Genomic DNA, 19,171 nt, shown 5'->3' with positions numbered 1-19,171 from the left:
TAATTGTAAGTTGTGAATTATGAATTATGAATGATTAGAAAAATAATTCAGCCCCGCAATTTACCACTCCTCATGCGTAAATCAAAATTCACGCTTAAATTTCACAATTATTTCAATTTATCGTTGTTTTTGTGACGATCTTTATCTCTAACTGATTTTAAGTCCATTTTTTTATCAAAAGCGGCTTGTAAATCGATTCCAGTTTGATTGGCTAAACACAAAACAACGAAAACAACATCTGCTAATTCTTCTCCTAAATCTTTGTTTTTATCACTTTCTTTTTCAGATTGTTCTCCATAACGACGTGCAATAATTCTAGCAACTTCTCCCACTTCTTCAGTAAGTTGTGCCATATTGGTTAATTCGTTAAAGTAACGAACTCCGTGTTCTTTGATCCAGTTATCGACATCAAGCTGTGCATTTTTCAAATCCATGATTATATTTTTTTAAGGACAATTTTTTGATTTTGACTGGCAGTAACTTTTTGAAAGACATCTTTCAATGTTTGATACTCCTCAGCTGCAAAAATACTATTGTTAATATCTTTTGTACAGTTTATTTGGATTTTCTTTCCTTCGGCAAAAAAGTTAAGAAGGTATACAATCCCTTTATCTTCAGTAGCAATTTTTATAGGGACTGGCAGTGATTCTACTGTATAACCGTTTGGAATTTCAAGTGTTATATTATATTTTTCTTGATTTTTATATCCGAAATATACGGGCATTATTCTTTTTTCCTGATTAAACGGATTTTTTGTTCGGGTAAAGAAAAGTAATGGATTTACAAAAATTTTATCTTCAATAATATCCGACTGATTATTGGATGCAAATGAAAAAGTCTCGATGATAGGATCTTTTAAATTTGATTTTTGGTTTTCGATACGATAATTTGAAATGTTTAAATCGCCCAGTTCGGTTTCAAATTTTTCCAAATAATTTTCTTGGTTTTTGGCATTATTTTCCACTCTGAATCGGTATGCATCATAATCTGTACGCAGAATTCTGGCTTGTCCGTTCATTTTTCCTCCACTATCAATGGAAACCATCAAATTAAAATTCTCCTTTGATGGAATTGACGGTTCTAAATCTATCTCTGTAGAAGTTCCGTCATTTTTTATAAGTCTACCTTTCCAATTCAAAACATTTAATGGCAGAATATTAGGTGATGTAAATTTATGTGTTGCATCTAACAAAATTTGCTTACCATCAATTTCGGCGGCTGCGATGACATAATTAAATCCTGTTCTGGTAGGATAAACAGGTAATCCATTTTCGATTGTACTGACTAAGACTGGATTTGCTTCTACACCTGCAAGGCGCAACATGCTGATTAAAATAAAATTAATCTCGGCTACATTTCCTGTTTGATCTTTGTATGCTTTTATAACGCCTTTATCTGTATAATAACTTCTTGTTTCATCCCAGTTCATTCTATTTTGAACGTAGGTAAAAACAAGATTGAGTCTTTCATTGAAAGATTCCACATTCCTAACTAAACGTTTTACATCTTCAACTAAAAAGCTTTTTTCGCTGAGCTGTTTTCCAAAATCTTCATCCTTAAAAATCGTTTTGGCTACACCTTCCCATGTTAAGGCATAATCTTTAACAGGTTGGTCAGGCATACGTATTCTTTCCAATTCGTGCTTTATTGTTCCTTTATAGTTTTCAATATTATTAACATAAGGTTCATCTGTTAAAGCAGGAATATTTTTTCCCGAATAAAAAGATTCTATTTGTTTGTAATAAAGCGTATTGGTTTGGTTGTGTTCATTTTCAAAATTCTGGCTTGCGTTCTTAAATTTCGAATCGGTTTCAAGGGGAATTCCTCCAATTAAAATTGGTTTGTAGATGTAATATTCGGGAAGTTCTGTTTTATAATAAAAGTAGTTCACCGGAATTTCGTACTGAATGTCGAAATCCGGGAACTTTACAATATTTTCAGATTTAAGAATGTATTTGTATTCGATTATTGAACCGACTTTTACATTGGGAAAAGTAATCGATTTTTCTTTCCAGTAATTGTTTATCTTTTTCTTAAACTCGCCTTGATTTTCAAGTTTTGTTTTTACAATAGCACCATTTTCTAAATTGTAGGTAATCGCATTTGAAAACTCTAATTGTTCTTTGTTTAAGTTTTCATACCCAATATAATACCGTACTTTTTGATCGGCCCAGCTTAATCCTTCATTTTTATAGATTTTAATTTTTATTTCGCAAACATGATTGGCTGTAAAACCCACATCTCTTGAATACGTAAAAAATGTTCGTCCTTTTTTAAATAGAATCGCTGCCGAGGCACTACTGTCTATTGGATGTACTTTTTCCTGTAGTTCTGCAATAGTCACTTTGCCTAATTCGTAGTTTTGAGAATTAGCTTTTATACCAATTAAAAAGAATACGACAATTGTAATTAAACCCGAAAATCTCATGAGTTAAATCTTTTTCAGAACTATTTTCTCAGTTTCTTTTGCGATCATGTTTTTATAATATTCTTTTAGCATTTCATATTTATCAGCAGAAACAATTGCCTCATTTATTTGATGTGAAATAACTAATTGAAGGGTATTGCCACTAGCCGCAATATTGAATTTAAAAGATCCTAAATTATCTTCCATATTTACAGCTGCTGGAGCTGGTAATGTTTCCACAGCGAAACCTTCTGGAATTTGAATTGTAATATTGTATTTATCTGCAAAAGGATAACTAAAATCAACTGGATATTCACGCACTTCCTGTTTAAACGGATTTTTGTCATTTGTAAAGAATAACATTGGACTTACATAAATTTTTCCTCCAATTAATTCACATAGATTATTTCCTGTAAAAGAATACGTTTCAATTATAGGAAGTAGAATATCTTTTTCATTGGTTTTAGAATATTCGCTGATTTCTATTTTACCATTATTATTTTCCAATTTATCTAAATATTCTTCTTCTTTAAGACTGTTTATATTACTTCTGGTAACCATAGCGTTGTAATCCAAACACTGTCTTCTTGTTTTTCCAGTTACTTTCCCTTCGGCATCAATACTGTAAGTCAAAAAAACATTATCACCAGATGTTTTTTCTGGCATCAGGTTAATTTCTTCAGATGTACCGTCTTTTCGTATTAATCTTCCGTACCAGTTTAAAACTCTAATAGGCAAAACATTTGGAGTAGAGAATTTTTCAGATGCATCTAATAAAACATATCCGTTTGGTGTTTCAACTGCAGCAATAACATAGTTAAATGCAGTTCTGTTTGGGAACAAAGCAATACCATTTGAACGTGTACTAACTAAAACCGGATTTGCTGTTAAGCCTGCGTAACGTAACATGGCAGTAAGCATCAGGTTAATATCGGCAATATTACCTGTTTTTTCTTTGTAGGCTTTTTTAACACCGCTGTCACAGCTGTAACCATTATAGGTATTCCATTTTACATTTGATTTTACATGGTTAAAAATAACCCAGATTTTTTCTTCTGGTGTGTTTGTTCCTGCCAATAATTTTTTCACATCCTCTTCAAAATAACCTGTTTTATTTAATTCAGGTCCAAAATCTTCGTAGTCATAAATTGTTTTAACTACAGAATTCCAATCTGTGGAAAGTTGTTTTATTGGCTTATTTGGGAATTTTGTCATTGACAGTTCGTGACCAACAGATGATGTATAATTATCAATATTATTTACATAAGCTTCGTCTTTCATGGCAGGAAAATTCTCGGCAAGGTAAATAGTTTGGGTTTCCATATAATCAATTTTATCCTGATAGAACTCTGTTTTTGTGGCTCCACCTCCAAAATTTCCAGTATTATATCTTTCTTTAGAATTTATGATAAATGATTTACTGCTTTTTTCAGAAGTAACTTTAGGAAAAACATATCCCTTTTGTGCGGGTGTAAAAACAAAATATTCAGGAACAAATGTTCTAAACTCTGAATAATTTACCGGAATACTGGTTTGAAAATCCCAATCACGAATTAAAACATCAGGACTTTTAATGGTATACTTAAATTCAATAACAGATCCTTCTTTTACGTTTGGCATCGTCATTTTTTTCTTGCTTCGGTATTTATTGATTACTTCATCGAATATCCCATCGCTCTTTAACTTGGTACTTTCAATTTTACCGCCTGCTAAATTGTATGTAACAGCATCACTAATTGATACTTTTTCTTTGAAACCAGTTCCATAGTAATACCAGACTTCTTGATTTGCCCAATCATAACCTTCTTTGTTATAAATTTTAATACGGGTTTCAACATCCATAACTGTTATAAATCCATCGTTTTGATCGTAATCTATTCTTGCTTTTCCTCTTTTATAAAGAATAGCGGCTGAGGCTGATGAATCTTTTGGGTGCACTTTTTGTTGAAGCTCAGCAATGGTTACTTTTCCTAGTTTAAATTCCTGTGCTGTTATATTTGAAACAGACAATAACAGAAATATAAAAACAAATAATCTGGTAATTTTCATGTTTTATTTTTGTTTTGGTTAGTTTTTATTTAATATGATTTTGGCATTATCATTTTTGGAAACTTGTTCCATAAAAAGACGGTATTCATCGTATTCTTTATTTGAATATTTACCTCGATTGATAAAAATCGAACGCTTATAGGTAAGTTTATTAGAATCTTTTTTTATGATTTCGGTTTTGTATTCTCCAAATTTCCCTTTCAATTCATAGTTTGCAGGCAGAAATTCGATCGAAAAACCAGACGGCAGATTGATTTCGATTTCATCAGTATCTAAATAACCGCGCTGAATTAGAAATGGGTTTTTACGGTTTCTGATTCGTTTTACATTTTCAGAATTTTGATTGAAAGCATCCACCACAAAAATCATTTTGTTTCCGCTTACTACTCCGTAAGCATCGGCACTTATCTGTACATTTTCAGAAAAACGAACCTCTTCTTTATTATTATCAAGGGTTATTTTTCCGAGTTTGAGATTGTTGATATTGTTCCAGTAGTTTTTATAATGTTTTTCCTTTTCAGTAGGAATTTCATTTTCTAACCTAGCTTTTGAACTATACTGCGAACCTTGTGAAGCTATCACAATTGATCCTGAGAAATTTCCGCTTCCATCGATTGTGTAACTTCCTTTTCCGTTTTGGGTATTTCCTTTATCATCGTAGATCTTAGTTCGTACAATTTCTCCACCTTCAGGTTTTACAACCAAAACATCTCTGTCATCTGTAAAAGTTCCTTGATAACCAAACGGATCATCTTGACTTGTACATTCGAGCCAGATATAATCCTTTCCATTAGGAACCGCAAGTATCATATGGTTTCCCTGCATTGAAACAAAATCAGACTGAATATTTGATTTATAACGGCTGCCGTATAAAATGGTATTATACGATGGTACATCAACCGCTTGCAGAAGCGCTTTCGTATAATTTGATAGTGCTTTACAATCGCCGTATCCTAAACGATCAACATCTGATGCCAGCATAGGTTTCCATCCTCCTATACCAACTGCAATATTTACATATCTAGACTTTTTCTGAACATAATCGTATATAATTTTTGCTTTTTTAACAGGGTCCTTTTCATTCCCGACAAGTGCTTTAATCTTTGCTGTTGTTTCATCTGGTAAAATAGTTGTACCTGTTAGAATCTTATCTCCGTACCATTTACCGAATGCTTCCCAAGTTGTCGCCGTACCATCAACTCCTTCCAAATGAAATTTTTCTAGTCCCATCATTACTTTTGGAAAAAGATCACTTGAAAACGGGCTAAGTTCTTCTGCCTTTTGGGCTAAAATATTTTTTGCGATATAACTTAATTGTGTATTGGACTCAACTGTTTTTTTTATGTTGAAATCAGAGAATTGAAATTCTTTCTTTTTGAATCCTAAATCGCTTGGAAAAGTAACGTTTAAGGCACATTTTTCAACACTTAAATTATAATCTCCTAAAAAATACCATTGTGGTATAAAAGCTGTATTTGAAGTTTCTACTTCGCTAAAATACGCAATTGTAAAAGGATAAGTTATGGGTGTATAATCTAAAAAAAGAATACGGTTATCTGAAAAAAGAGTTCCGCCATCAACGGCGCTTTGATCTCTAAAATCTTTACGTTTAACTTTTTTGATTTCTTTTCCAAATGCATCATAAACAACAGCCTCTATATTTTTTATAGAAGTTGTTTTATCATAATTTTGGTAAGCATCAATATTCCTAAGCCCTTTTTCATTTAAAACAGATACAATTCTCTGTACCTTGATATTCATATTTCTTTGTGAGGAAATTACAATATCCATTTGGTCTAAACGCAGAACAGCATTGGCATTTTCTTTAAGACTGTCGGAGATTTTAAGAATGGAATAATCGCTCTTTTGGGCAAAAGAGGTAATGGAAAATAAGGCGAGAAAAAGCCTTAAAAGGGTCATTTTCATTAATACATAGTTTCGCCAAATATAGAAGTATTTTTAGAATTTCTTAACAGTCGTTTACTTTATTTTTTACTCCCTGTTTTTACTGTCTATAACAATAGTTACAGGTCCGTCGTTTAGCAAATTAACTTTCATATCGGCACCAAAAATTCCAGTTTGTACCTTTTTACCAAGTTCTTTTTCAACTGCTTTTACGAAATTCTCGTAAGTAGGAATGGCAAAATCAGGTTTGGAAGCTTTTATGTAAGAAGGACGGTTTCCTTTTTTAGTGGATGCATGAAGTGTAAATTGGCTAACCACAATAATATCTCCATCAATATCCTGAACGGAACAATTCATAACATCGTTTTCATCGCCAAAAATTCTCATTTTAACAATTTTGCCAGCAAGCCAGTCAATATCTTCTTGTGTATCGGCATCTTCTATTCCGACTAAAACCAATAAACCTTTTTTAATATCTGCTGTTTTTTGACCTTCTACAGTCACTGATGCTTCTGAGACTCTTTGGATTACTACTTTCATTATAATTGTAAATGGTGAATGGTGAATGCTAAATTTTATTAAACTGTAAGCTTTTGTTTGGAAGTAATAATAATTGAAGCTAGGATTTTATTTAATTCAACTATGTCACTTTTTATAGATTGAAATTGAATTTGATTTAAATAATCTGATTGAAACAATAATTCAATCCAATAATCAGTTTCATTAGCCTCTTTTTGCGCTATTGCAAGTTTATGGATAAAGTCTTTCTTACTTTCTGCTTGTTCAGATTCTCTGACTAAGGCTCCAATAGCAGTTCCACTTCGAAGTAATTGTTTGCTTAAAACAAACTCTTTCTTTTCATCTTTTAAAAATTGAAAAAGTTTAATAATTCTCAAAGCAAAATTAAAAGATTTTGTTTTTATTACATTGTCAGCCATAATTCACAATTTACAATTCAGCATTCACAATTACTTTCTCGTTTCATCACTAGCAGCGCGATCTTCACCATAAATATCGGTACGATAATGTTCGTCGTCGCCTTCGAGGATCTTGAGATAACTATTGTAACGTGACCAAGCAATTTCATCTTTTTCTAAGGCAGTTTTGATGGCGCAATGTGGTTCTTCTTTATGGAGGCAATTATTGAACTTACATTGATCTTGCAATCTGAAGAATTCTGGAAAGTAATGACTGATTTCTGAAGGTTCCATATCGACAATTCCGAAACCTTTAATTCCTGGCGTATCGATAATTCGGGCATCAAAAGACAAATCGTACATTTCGGCAAAAGTGGTAGTATGCTGTCCTTGTTTGCTTTGTTCTGAAATTACGGAAGTTTTTAAATGAAGACTTGGTTCTAAAGCATTTACTAAAGTAGATTTACCAACACCAGAATGGCCGGAAAACATGCTGACTTTGCCAATCATCATTTCTTTCAGCTTGTCAACACCTTTATTTTCTGTAGAAGAAATTCGGAGACATTTATATCCAATTTCAGAATAAATATGCTGTAGATAAAGCTGATCGTCTAGAGTCTGATCTGTTAAAGTGTCAATTTTATTGAAAACAAGAACAGCTTCAATTCCGTACGCTTCCGCAGTAACCAAAAAACGATCGATGAAACTGGTAGTAGTTGGCGGATTATCGATTGTAATCAACAGGAAAACCTGATCGATATTAGAAGCAATAATGTGAATCTGCTTAGACAAGTTAACCGATTTACGAACGATATAATTTTTTCTTTCGTGGATATTATGTATCATTCCGGTAACAGCATCCGAAGTTTGCTCCAATTCATAATCGACTATATCGCCTACAGCAATTGGGTTGGTACTTTTAATACCTTTTATTCTGAATTTCCCTTTCATACGGCATTCCACAAAATCTCCATTTTCAGATTTTACGGTATACCAGCTTCCTGTAGATTTATAAACGGTTCCTGTCATTCAATTCAAATTGTTGATTTTAGATTTCTGATTTTAGATTTTAGCCTAAATCTCTGCAAAGATAAATGAATATTTTTAAACATAGCCCACGGTTTCAACCGTGGGAGACAAAGATTGGGATATGGATAGCGTTCCTAAGGTTAAAACTTGGGCTATGTTTTAAAAAACAAAAATCCCCAACACTTCTTTTACAAAGTGATGAGGATTTTAAAAAACAATCTAATTTTAAATGTGTGATATAATTAAACTCAATAACAAACTTGAAATGAAGTTTAAATTAACTTATATCACTTATATGGTTTAAAGAAAATTATGCGTTGAAAATTTTCTCTTGGTGACCAATACTTTCTTGGTGAATCGCTTTGAATAATTTCAAAACAAACTCTTCTGTAAGACCTTTTTTCTCACCTTCCAAAATCATTTTTCCTAAAATTTCGTTCCAACGGTTGTTTTGAAGAATGGCAACGTTTGCGTCTTTTTTCACTTGACCAATTTCGTCAGCCACTTTCATACGTTTCCCTAACAACTCTAATAAGTTGGCATCCAAAACGTCGATGTTTGCTCTTAGTTTTGTCATTTTTTGGCTGTACTCATCTGTAGTATCATCCGTTTTTCTGATCGTCAAATCTTTGATGATTTGTTTTAAAGAATCTGGAGTTACTTGTTGAGCTGCATCAGACCAAGCATTGTCTGGATCAAAATGCGTTTCGATAATCATACCATCGTAATTCAAGTCTAAAGCCTCTTGAGTTACTTCAAAAATCATATTACGGTTTCCTGTAATGTGAGATGGATCAATGATTAATGGTAAATCAGGGAATTTGTTTTGTAATTCGATAGCAATCTGCCATTCTGGAATGTTTCTGTATTTTGTTTTTTCGTAAGTAGAGAAACCTCTGTGGATAACTCCTAATTTCTCGATACCTGCCATGTGTAAACGCTCAACACCACCTAACCATAAAGCTAAATCTGGGTTTACTGGGTTTTTCACCAAAACAATTTTATCAGTTCCTTTTAATGTATCAGCAATTTCTTGAACTGCGAAAGGGTTTGCAGTTGTACGTGCACCAACCCATAATACATCGATATCGTGTTCTAAAGCTAATTTACAGTGCGCTGCAGTTGCTACTTCAGTTCCCATTAATAAACCAGTTTCAGCTTTAGCTTTTTGTAACCATTTTAATCCAATTTCACCAACACCTTCAAATCCTCCCGGACGAGTTCTTGGTTTCCAGATTCCCGCTCTGAATACGCTTACTTTTGAATCTTTTAATTCGTGAGCAATTTTCAAAACTTGATCTTCAGTTTCTGCACTACAAGGTCCAGCTATCACAAGTGGGTGATTTAAATTGAAATCTTCTAACCACTTTCTCATTTCTTTTTTATTTTCCATCGTTTTTATAGTTTACTTTTTTATAGTTATTCCGTTTAATATTTCTCTAATTTTATTTACACTTTCCATTTCTTCAAAAATGGCGTTGTAGTTATCGTCTGCCAGCAAATCTCTAAATTGAGTTAAATTTGCAATATACCCTTCTAAGGTTTCCAGAACGTATTCTTTGTTTTGTTTAAAAATGGGTGTCCACATCGCGGGTGAACTTTTTGCCAGACGAACGGTGCTTTCAAATCCACTTCCCGCCATATCAAAAATATCTTGTTCATCTTTTTCTTTTACCATTACAGTTTTTCCGAGCATAAACGAACTAATGTGCGATAAATGCGAAACATAAGCAATGTGTTTGTCGTGCGAAACGGGATCCATATATCGAATTCTCATTCCAATTGAAGTAAAAAGATTTAATGCTTTCTCTTGTAATTTAAAAGCTGTCTTTTCGACTTCGCAGATAATGTTTGTTTTTCCTTGAAACAAACCTCTTATTGCTGCTGATGGTCCCGAGAACTCTGTTCCGGCGATTGGGTGTGTGGCAATAAAATTTCTTCTTTTTGGGTGATTGGCTACTGCTTCACAAATTGGTTTTTTAGTCGATCCTACTTCAAAAACTATTGTTTTATCTCCTACTGCATCCAAAACTTTAGGTAAAACGGTCAGTGATACATCTACTGGAACCGAAACAATTACAAAATCGGCTTTTTGTAAATCGTCAAAGCTTCCCGCTTCATCAATAACTCCAAGATCAATTGCTTCCTGCAAATGTTTTTCGTTATTATCGATTCCTAAAATAGTCGCATCAGGATAACGTCCTTTGATGTCTAACACCATCGAACCTCCTATTAATCCTATTCCTATTACGTATACTTTCATATTCTTTTTTATTTGAAGCCGTTCCTGCAAGGTTTTCAAAACCTTGTAGGTTTCTAATTTCAGACTTTCGAATTCATACCTACAAGGTTTTGAAAACCTTGCAGGAAACGTTAGTCCTAAAATCGATCAATCGCTTCTTGTACTTTTTCTTCTTTTACACACAATGAGAATCTAATATATCCTTCGCCGTTGCTTCCAAAAATGGTTCCCGGTGTAATGAAAATATGTTTCTCATATAATATTTCGTCAATGAACTTCTCTGCTGATTCTATTCCTTCTGGAAGTTTGGCCCAGACAAAAAGCCCAACTCCTTCTTTATACACTTTGCAGTTTAATTTTTCAGCTAGTTTTTCAGTCAATTCCCTACGGCGTTTGTAAATTTTATTTTGATCTTCAAACCAAGATTTATCACATTTCAACGCTACAATTGCTCCTTTCTGGATTCCGTAGAACATCCCGCTGTCCATATTGCTTTTTACTTTTAGAACTGCATCGATAATTTCAGGATTTCCTAAAACCATTCCGACTCTCCAGCCTGCCATGTTGAATGTTTTACTTAAAGAGTTTAATTCTAAAGCCACTTCTTTCGCCCCTTCAACTTGCAATAAACTCATCGGATTATCATTCAAAACAAAACTATACGGATTATCGTTAATCAATAATATGTTGTGTTTTTTAGCAAAAGCAACCAATTTTTCAAATAACGCCAAACTTCCTCTAGCCCCTGTCGGCATGTGTGGATAACCCAGCCACATTATTTTTACTTTCTCCAGCTCTAATTTTTCTAAAGCTTCGAAATCCGGCTCCCATGCATTTTCTTCTTTCAAGTCATAATAAACCGGAACTGCTTCTACCAAATTGGTTACCGAAGTATAAGTTGGATAACCTGGATTCGGAATTAAAACGTGATCGCCCGGATTTAAAAATGCAAGCGAAATATGCATAATTCCTTCTTTTGAACCCATGAGCGGTAAAATCTCATTATTCGGATTCACTTCAACACCAAACTGATTTTGATAAAAATCTGCCATCGCCTGCCTCATTTCTGGTAATCCCTGATAGCTTTGATAACCATGCCCATTCTCGTCCTGAATTGCTGAAGCTACTGCTTCAATTACTGCTTTCGACGGACTCAAATCAGGGCTTCCAATTCCCATGTTGATGATCGATTTTCCTTCAGACATCAGTTGTCTCACTTCTCTTAATTTTGATGAGAAGTAGTATTCTTCAACTGTGTCTAATCGTTTTGCTGTTGTAATCATTTTTTTATTTGCTTTTTAATTTTTGCTTTAGGCTTTAGGCCATAAGCTTTAAGCTTTCTAACTTGTAACTTATAATTATAACTCTTAACTTATAATTTCTTTAAGGTCTCGTATTTTTATATTCTCCCAACACTTTAAAATATTCTGCCATTATGTTTAATAGCGCTTTGGCTTTTGCAAAATCTTCGTATTTCTCGAATGTTACGTCAACGAAGAATGAATATTTCCAAGGTGTTTCTATTTTTGGAAGCGACTGGATTTTTGTCAAATTCAATTTGCAGTCGCTCATTACATTCAAAACTGCTGCTAAGCTTCCTCTTTTATGATCTAATTCAAATTTGACAGAAGCTCTGTTGATTTCGCTTTCTGGCAAAAATGAATTTTGCTTTTTAATGATTACGAAACGAGTCATATTGTTTTTGATCGTTTGAATCGATGATGCAATAATATCAAGATCGTACATTTCTGAAGCCGTTACACTCGCAATGGCAGCAATTCCGGTTAATCGGTTTTCCTGAATTCTTCTTGCTGTTTCTGCTGTATCTTTATCCTCAACCAATTTGATATTTGGATATTGTTTCAAGAAATCCATACACTGTAAAAGTGCCATTGGGTGCGAATGAACTTCTCTGATATCTTCAATTTTCTGACCTTTTAAAGCCATTAAATTCTGCTGAATATTCAAATAATGCTCTCCAATAATGTGCAAATTATTCTTGTCGATCAAGGCATAATTCGGGATAATCGGGCCAGCAATCGAGTTTTCGATCGCCATTACAGCTTGATCAGATTTTCCGGCAATAAGGCTGTCGATCAATTCTTCAAAAGATAAGCATTCATCAATTTCCACATTTTCAGAGAAATACTCTTTCACAACCTGATGATGAAATGATCCTTTAATACCTTGTATTGCAATTTTCGTTGTCATATAGTCAAAAAAAAATCCTGATTTGCATCAGGATTGTATCTTAGTTTTATTTGTCTTAAAATTTGATCTCAAATAACCATAGCACAATCCTGACTTCTACTAAAGAAGAAATAAAAATTGTTGCTAAAATAAAAACGGTTAGTTGCCATTTTGTTTGTGTTATTTTGTAAATTCTTTGCGAATGTATAAATTATTTTTACTGCACCAAAAAAAAGATTGCATTTTATGAAACAAAAAAGGATTTCTTAACAAATTTAGAAGGTTTTGTATGATAATATAAAAAAATCGGCTTAAAATGAGAATATTAAAATGAGGTTCTGAGGTTCTTAGATGCTAAGATGCTGAGTTTTTTTTGCCACGAATTCACGAATTTAACTCAAATCGTTGTGGTTATTTGATTCAAATTTCTCGAATGAAATATGTGATTGTGATTTCGACAAAAAAGAAATCTTCATAAGTTTTCAAACATTACGATGAATAGATAGTATTATTTTTCTTTTTTATTCTCCAAATTCTCATTATAACTTGTCAATTTTTCCCTTATTAATTTCGTTGAAAGAGCAATTCCCGAGCTTAATCTTTGTTCTCTCGATATACAAATATTGTTCTTATGATCATGTCTATATTTTTTAGGTAACTTCACTAAACTCGTTTTGCTAAATCTCCAACCAAGTTTATTTAGGCCCAAATACAACTGTCGATCAATATAGAAATCAAGTTCTTCAGAATATTTATATAAGTTAGTATAGATAAATGAGGATATCCAACCATCATGAATATTAATTAATTTTTTCAGAAGTGAAAAAACGGTATAATCCACCTTACCATTACAAACATCTCTAATTTTTGATTTTAATCTGTTAAAATTAGCTATAGATGGATAAATTTCCTTTCCATCAAAAGTTACTGAAAGAAAAGTCAAAAAATCAACATCAATCTTTAGAATTTTAGTTTTTTCTCCTTCCTCTAAACTATGAATATCTAATTTTAGTTCCTTTAAAATTTTGCAACAATCCACATAAGCATTCTCACATTCTTCTTTAGTTTTACAAAGAATTACAAAATCATCTGCATATCGAACTAATTTATAATCTCTTTCAATGAGAAATTGATCAAAAGGCGAAAGAAATATATTAGAGAATAATGGTGACAAAGGACTGCCTTGTGGAATACCTTTATCTACATCTTTAAAATTGGATCTTTTTTCAAGATCAAAATCATCTAATCCACCTAATTCCTGATTAAGTGCTTTATATAATAATTTATTAATAGAAGCATCTTGAAGCTTTGGATAAATGTAATTATTTAATAAATCATCCTTATTAACCTTACCAAAAAAATTTATCAAATCTGCTTCTAAAGAATATATGTAACCATTTTTATAATGCTCAATGATTTTAAAAATTGCATCTTTCGTTCCAAGACCTTTTTGATAGGCAAAACTAAAGCCGTTGCTTTTTTCTAGTAATTCTTTAAATACTTCTTCAAGTTCTATAGCAATAGCTTTTAATACAACCCTATCAGAAATCTCAGGAATTTGCAATGGTCTAAATTTCCCATTATTTTTTGGAATTAACACCGCTCTATTGGGCGAGAAAAAGTATTTTCCTTTTAATAAGAGAGATGATATTGAAGCAATTTTATCATCTTTATTTTTTTCAAAATCTTCTATTGTTTCTTTAGAAATACCATGAGAAGATTTATTAGTTTTATCTAAATTATCCCAGGCTTTTTTTAAAGATTCAACTGAGGATACTTTTTCTAATAATGTTTTTGACATGTAGTTATATGATTGTAAAGACCCTTAGAATAACAATTTGTTAGTATGACAGACTCCACAAAATGAGCTCAGAACCCTTTAATGAAATGAATATCCAAACAACGAATGAAGTTCGAACTAACACTTTGGAAAGGTGTTCTTGGGCAATCCTGACGAAAGATTGAAGAGCCAATCTAAAGTCGAACGCTAACTTAAATCGAAATCTAAGCTGAAACTCTTGAGCGTTAAAGACTGCATTTTTTTGGTTTGCTGGGTTTTCTCCAGTTCTGAATTCGATAGTATATCCATAGTTTTCAAAATTAAGGTTTTTTCCGACATACGAAAGTTTTTTCGAAATTTCGCGTGTTTTTTTAAATCCGCAGCTTTCTGCCTGTCTGCCTCACTAAATAAATAGCTTGGTGCCAATGTTTCTATAGGTTTCTGTCTGTCATACACAGTGGCATCAAACGAGATAGACACAGAACCCTTTAATGAAATGAATATCCAAACAACGAATGAAGTTCGAACTAACACTTTGGAAAGGTGTTCTTGGGCAATCCTGACGAAAGATTGAAGAGCCAATCTAAAGTCAACCAAATTAATTCAAAGAACTAAATTTTAAATTAGTTAAGTTTTTCTATCTTAAGATTGAAAAGAAAAACTTAACTATATACTTATAAAAAACTATTAAGAACCACACATTTCGCAATCCTCTGGATCTGCAGCTTGTGCTTTTAACAACATTGCTTTGTAATCTTCAACGCTGATTGCTTCACTTTCTTGAACTAAAGAAGGCGCCGTTTCTTCTTTTTTATCGTTGTTTAACGTGAATTTAATCGCATCTACAGCCGCTTTTGTTCTTAGGTAATACATTCCTGTTTTTAAACCAGACTGCCAAGCATAGAAGTGCATTGACGTCAGTTTAGAATAGTTTGCATCTTGCATGAACAAGTTCAATGACTGAGATTGATCAATGAAGTAACCTCTTTGACGAGACATATCAATAATATCTTTCATTGACATTTCCCAAACTGTTTTGTAAAGGTCTTTTAAGTCTTGCGGAATAATGTCAATATTTTGAACAGATCCATTATGACGCATAATTTCTTGCTTCAATGACTCGTTCCATAAACCTAATTTTACTAAATCTTCCAGTAAATGTTTGTTTACTACGATGAACTCTCCAGACAATACACGACGCGTATAAATGTTTGAAGTATATGGTTCGAAAGCTTCGTTGTTTCCTAAAATCTGAGAAGTTGAAGCTGTTGGCATTGGTGCCACTAATAAAGAGTTACGAACTCCATGCTCCATAACTTCTTTTCTTAAGGAAGCCCAGTCCCAACGACCTGATAATTCTTCGTCTTTCATTCCCCACATATTGTGCTGGAATTCTCCTTGTGACATTGGAGAACCTTCGAAAGTTGAATATGGTCCTTCTTCTTTTGCCATTTCCATAGAGGCAGTTACAGCAGCGAAGTATAATGTTTCAAAAATTTCTTGGTTTAATTTTTTAGCCTCATCACTTGTAAAAGGCATACGCAACATGATAAAAGCATCTGCTAAACCTTGCACTCCTAATCCAACCGGACGGTGACGCATGTTTGAGTTTTCAGCTTCTTTTACTGGATAGTAGTTTCTATCGATTACTTTGTTCAGGTTACGAGTTACGCGTTTTGTAACGTTGTAAAGTGCTTGGTGATCGAATTGTCCGTTTTCAATGAACATCGGCAATGAGATTGAAGCTAAGTTACAAACTGCAATTTCATCTTTAGAAGTAAACTCCATAATCTCTGTACACAAGTTTGAAGAACGGATAGTTCCTAAATTCTTGTGGTTCGATTTACGGTTTGCTGCATCTTTGTACAACATATATGGCGTTCCAGTCTCGATTTGAGATTCTAGGATTTTCTCCCATAACTCACGAGCACGGATTGTTTTTCTTCCTTTTCCTCTAAATTCATAATCTGTATATAATGCTTCGAATTCTTCTCCGTAAACATCATATAGTCCTGGACATTCGTTTGGACACATTAAAGTCCAAGTTGAATCTTCCTGAACACGTTTCATGAATAAATCTGAAGTCCACATAGCGAAGAATAAATCTCTAGCACGCATTTCTTCTTTTCCTGTGTTTTTCTTTAAATCCAAGAATTCAAAGATATCAGCATGCCAAGTTTCGATGTAAATCGCAAAACTTCCTTTACGTTTTCCACCACCTTGATCTACATAGCGAGCCGTATCGTTGAACACTCTTAACATTGGAACAATTCCGTTTGAAGTTCCGTTCGTTCCACGAATATATGATCCAGTTGCACGAACGTTATGAATAGAAAGTCCAATTCCTCCTGCTGACTGCGAGATTTTTGCTGTTTGTTTTAATGTATCGTAAATACCATCAATACTATCGTCCTGCATTGCCAAAAGGAAACAAGAAGACATTTGAGGTTTTGGAGTTCCTGCATTAAACAACGTTGGCGTTGCGTGCGTAAAGAACTTTTTAGACATTAAATCGTACGTTTCAATTACTGATTTTAAATCATCTAAGTGAATACCAACAGAAACACGCATTAACATGTGCTGCGGACGCTCTACGATTTTTCCATTTATTTTAAGAAGATAAGAACGCTCTAAGGTTTTAAAACCAAAGTAATCGTAATTAAAATCTCTTGTATAAATAATGTGAGAATCAAGAAATGCGGCATTTTCCTGAATTACTTTGTATACATCATCAGCAATTAATGGAGCATCTTGTCCATTTCTTGGATTTACATAATTATACATGTCTTTCATCGTTTCCGAGAAAGATTTTTTAGTATTTGAGTGTAAATTTGAAATTGCCACACGAGCTGCTAATTGTGCATAATCAGGATGCGCAATAGTCATAGAAGCAGCAGTTTCTGCCGCAAGATTATCTAATTCAGAAGTAGAAACCCCATCATACAATCCTTCGATAACTCTCATGGCTACCTTAACAGGATCTACAAGCTCATTTAAGCCGTAACACAATTTTTTGATTCTTTCTGTAATCTTATCAAACATTACGGGCTCTCTGTGGCCATCTCTTTTTACTACATACATAAGCTTACTTTTTTAGTTTGTTGAAAAAATGAAAGTAAAAGTACCTAGAGAACGAGTTCCGGCACTTAAACATTGCGTGTTTTAAATTTATTTTTTGAGAATTACCAAATTCTCAATAGTTACTCGTTTCAAATTCGAAAATCGAATTTAAATACGTCAAAAATTGCTATTGAACCTGCGACTTGGGGAAAGAGATTCAACCTTAAAAATATTCTGTTATCTTTTTTCGGCGTCTCTTGAAGAGTAGACGCCAAAAGTATTTTTGTTACCTAAAAATCTGCATCAAATGAAATTTTCTGAGCATCGCTGTCTGTGTTCATAACACCTGATTTTTGATACTCTGCAACACGTTTTTCAAAGAAATTAGTTTTTCCTTGAAGAGAAATCATATCCATGAAATCAAACGGATTCGCTGATCCATACACACGCTCGCAACCTAATTCTACCAACAATCTGTCTGCAACAAATTCTAAATATTGTGTCATTAAAGCTGCATTCATTCCAATTAAACTTACCGGAAGAGATTCTGTAACAAACTGTCTTTCGATATCTAAAGCATCAACAATGATTTCTTTAATTCTATCTTTTGGCACTTTGTTTACTAAGTGGTGATTGTGCAGGTGAACTGCAAAATCACAATGTACGCCTTCGTCACGAGAAATCAATTCATTAGAGAATGTTAAACCTGGCATTAAACCACGTTTTTTCAACCAATAAATTGAACAGAAAGCACCTGAGAAAAAGATTCCTTCAACGGCAGCAAAAGCAATAAGTCTTTCAGCAAATGAATCTGACTCAATCCATTTTAAAGCCCATTCTCCTTTTTTAGCAATTGCAGGGAATACTTCTAAAGCATTAAACAATTCTGTTTTTTCTGCTTCGTCTTTTACATAAGTATCGATTAATAAAGAATACGTCTCACTATGAATATTCTCCATCATGATTTGAAACCCGTAAAAAAACTTCGCTTCGGCATATTGAACCTCGTTAACAAAATTCTCAGCAAGGTTTTCATTTACGATTCCGTCAGACGCAGCAAAAAATGCTAAAATGTGTTTAATAAAATATCTCTCGTCGTCATTAAGTTTGTTATTCCAATCAGTCAAGTCTTGGTGCAAATCAATTTCTTCAGCAGTCCAGAAACTAGCTTCCATTTTTTTATACCATTCCCAAATATCATGATGTTTGATAGGAAAAATGACGAAACGATTTTTATTTTCTTGTAAGATTGGCTCTATTTGCGACATGACAATTTTGTTTAATTTTTGTACCGATTTTTCATCCAAATCAATAGACTACAAAGATTGTCAATTAACGCCAAAAATGAAAGCCAAACTTATTCACAATTCGATGGAGTTTTTAACAACGCCGAAAAAACGCACTATTTTCAAGAAAATAATTAAAGAACTAAAAATGAGTGTATTAACAACACTAATTCAACTGAAAACCCGCGTAAAATATAGAATTTTTGAAATAAAAAACAAGAATTTTTAAATACTTTTAAAAAAGATTTTTTGAGTTAAAACTATATTTTTTTGAGTCAAAAAAGCGCATAAAAAAAGCCTAGATTA

The 19,171-nt window shown here is 33.1% G+C and carries 14 protein-coding genes; all 14 read right to left on the bottom strand.

Features of this window, described 5'->3' with window-relative positions; translation table 11 throughout:
* Positions 1-107 precede the first annotated feature (107 nt).
* Positions 108-434: a nucleotide pyrophosphohydrolase gene (locus P2W75_RS07580; RefSeq protein WP_127340449.1), complete on the bottom strand. Its 327-nt coding sequence runs from the start codon at positions 432-434 to the stop codon at positions 108-110.
* A gap of 2 nt (positions 435-436) precedes the next feature.
* On the bottom strand, positions 437-2,428 hold the full coding sequence (locus P2W75_RS07575; RefSeq protein ID WP_276379862.1) for a DUF3857 domain-containing protein: 1,992 nt from the start codon (positions 2,426-2,428) through the stop codon (positions 437-439).
* Between the two features lie 3 nt (positions 2,429-2,431).
* Entirely contained in the window at positions 2,432-4,456 is a 2,025-nt protein-coding gene (locus tag P2W75_RS07570) for a DUF3857 domain-containing protein (protein ID WP_276379861.1), read from the bottom strand.
* Positions 4,457-4,474: 18 nt separating this feature from the next.
* Positions 4,475-6,382 (bottom strand): DUF3857 domain-containing protein, encoded by a 1,908-nt coding sequence (locus tag P2W75_RS07565; protein WP_276379860.1) that lies wholly within the window; start codon positions 6,380-6,382, stop codon positions 4,475-4,477.
* A 66-nt stretch (positions 6,383-6,448) separates the two neighbouring features.
* The gene (gene dtd, locus P2W75_RS07560) at positions 6,449-6,901 is read right to left on the bottom strand and encodes a D-aminoacyl-tRNA deacylase (protein ID WP_207294560.1); all 453 of its coding nucleotides are present in this window, start codon (positions 6,899-6,901) and stop codon (positions 6,449-6,451) included.
* 38 nt (positions 6,902-6,939) lie between these two features.
* Complete coding sequence (locus P2W75_RS07555; protein WP_276379859.1) at positions 6,940-7,299, bottom strand: four helix bundle protein; 360 nt, start codon at positions 7,297-7,299, stop codon at positions 6,940-6,942.
* A 30-nt stretch (positions 7,300-7,329) separates the two neighbouring features.
* Complete coding sequence (rsgA, locus tag P2W75_RS07550) at positions 7,330-8,307, bottom strand: ribosome small subunit-dependent GTPase A (protein ID WP_207294558.1); 978 nt, start codon at positions 8,305-8,307, stop codon at positions 7,330-7,332.
* A 310-nt stretch (positions 8,308-8,617) separates the two neighbouring features.
* Complete coding sequence (locus tag P2W75_RS07545) at positions 8,618-9,700, bottom strand: bifunctional 3-deoxy-7-phosphoheptulonate synthase/chorismate mutase type II (RefSeq protein WP_207294557.1); 1,083 nt, start codon at positions 9,698-9,700, stop codon at positions 8,618-8,620.
* Between the two features lie 12 nt (positions 9,701-9,712).
* On the bottom strand, positions 9,713-10,570 hold the full coding sequence (locus tag P2W75_RS07540; RefSeq protein ID WP_207294556.1) for a prephenate dehydrogenase: 858 nt from the start codon (positions 10,568-10,570) through the stop codon (positions 9,713-9,715).
* A 116-nt stretch (positions 10,571-10,686) separates the two neighbouring features.
* Positions 10,687-11,832 carry a pyridoxal phosphate-dependent aminotransferase gene (locus P2W75_RS07535; protein ID WP_276379858.1) on the bottom strand — a complete coding sequence of 382 codons (1,146 nt, stop codon included), beginning with the start codon at positions 11,830-11,832 and terminating at the stop codon, positions 10,687-10,689.
* Between the two features lie 100 nt (positions 11,833-11,932).
* Positions 11,933-12,760 (bottom strand): prephenate dehydratase, encoded by an 828-nt coding sequence (locus tag P2W75_RS07530; RefSeq protein ID WP_207294554.1) that lies wholly within the window; start codon positions 12,758-12,760, stop codon positions 11,933-11,935.
* Between the two features lie 487 nt (positions 12,761-13,247).
* Complete coding sequence (locus tag P2W75_RS07525; RefSeq protein WP_276379857.1) at positions 13,248-14,540, bottom strand: reverse transcriptase domain-containing protein; 1,293 nt, start codon at positions 14,538-14,540, stop codon at positions 13,248-13,250.
* Between the two features lie 666 nt (positions 14,541-15,206).
* On the bottom strand, positions 15,207-17,600 hold the full coding sequence (locus tag P2W75_RS07520) for a ribonucleoside-diphosphate reductase subunit alpha (protein WP_276379856.1): 2,394 nt from the start codon (positions 17,598-17,600) through the stop codon (positions 15,207-15,209).
* Between the two features lie 269 nt (positions 17,601-17,869).
* Positions 17,870-18,847 carry a ribonucleotide-diphosphate reductase subunit beta gene (locus P2W75_RS07515; protein WP_207294550.1) on the bottom strand — a complete coding sequence of 326 codons (978 nt, stop codon included), beginning with the start codon at positions 18,845-18,847 and terminating at the stop codon, positions 17,870-17,872.
* Positions 18,848-19,171: the final 324 nt, after the last annotated feature.

The sequence above is a fragment of the Flavobacterium sp. H4147 genome (assembly GCF_029360735.1).
Lineage (GTDB): Bacteria > Bacteroidota > Bacteroidia > Flavobacteriales > Flavobacteriaceae > Flavobacterium > Flavobacterium endoglycinae.
This window is presented reverse-complemented; position numbering and strand designations above follow the sequence as displayed.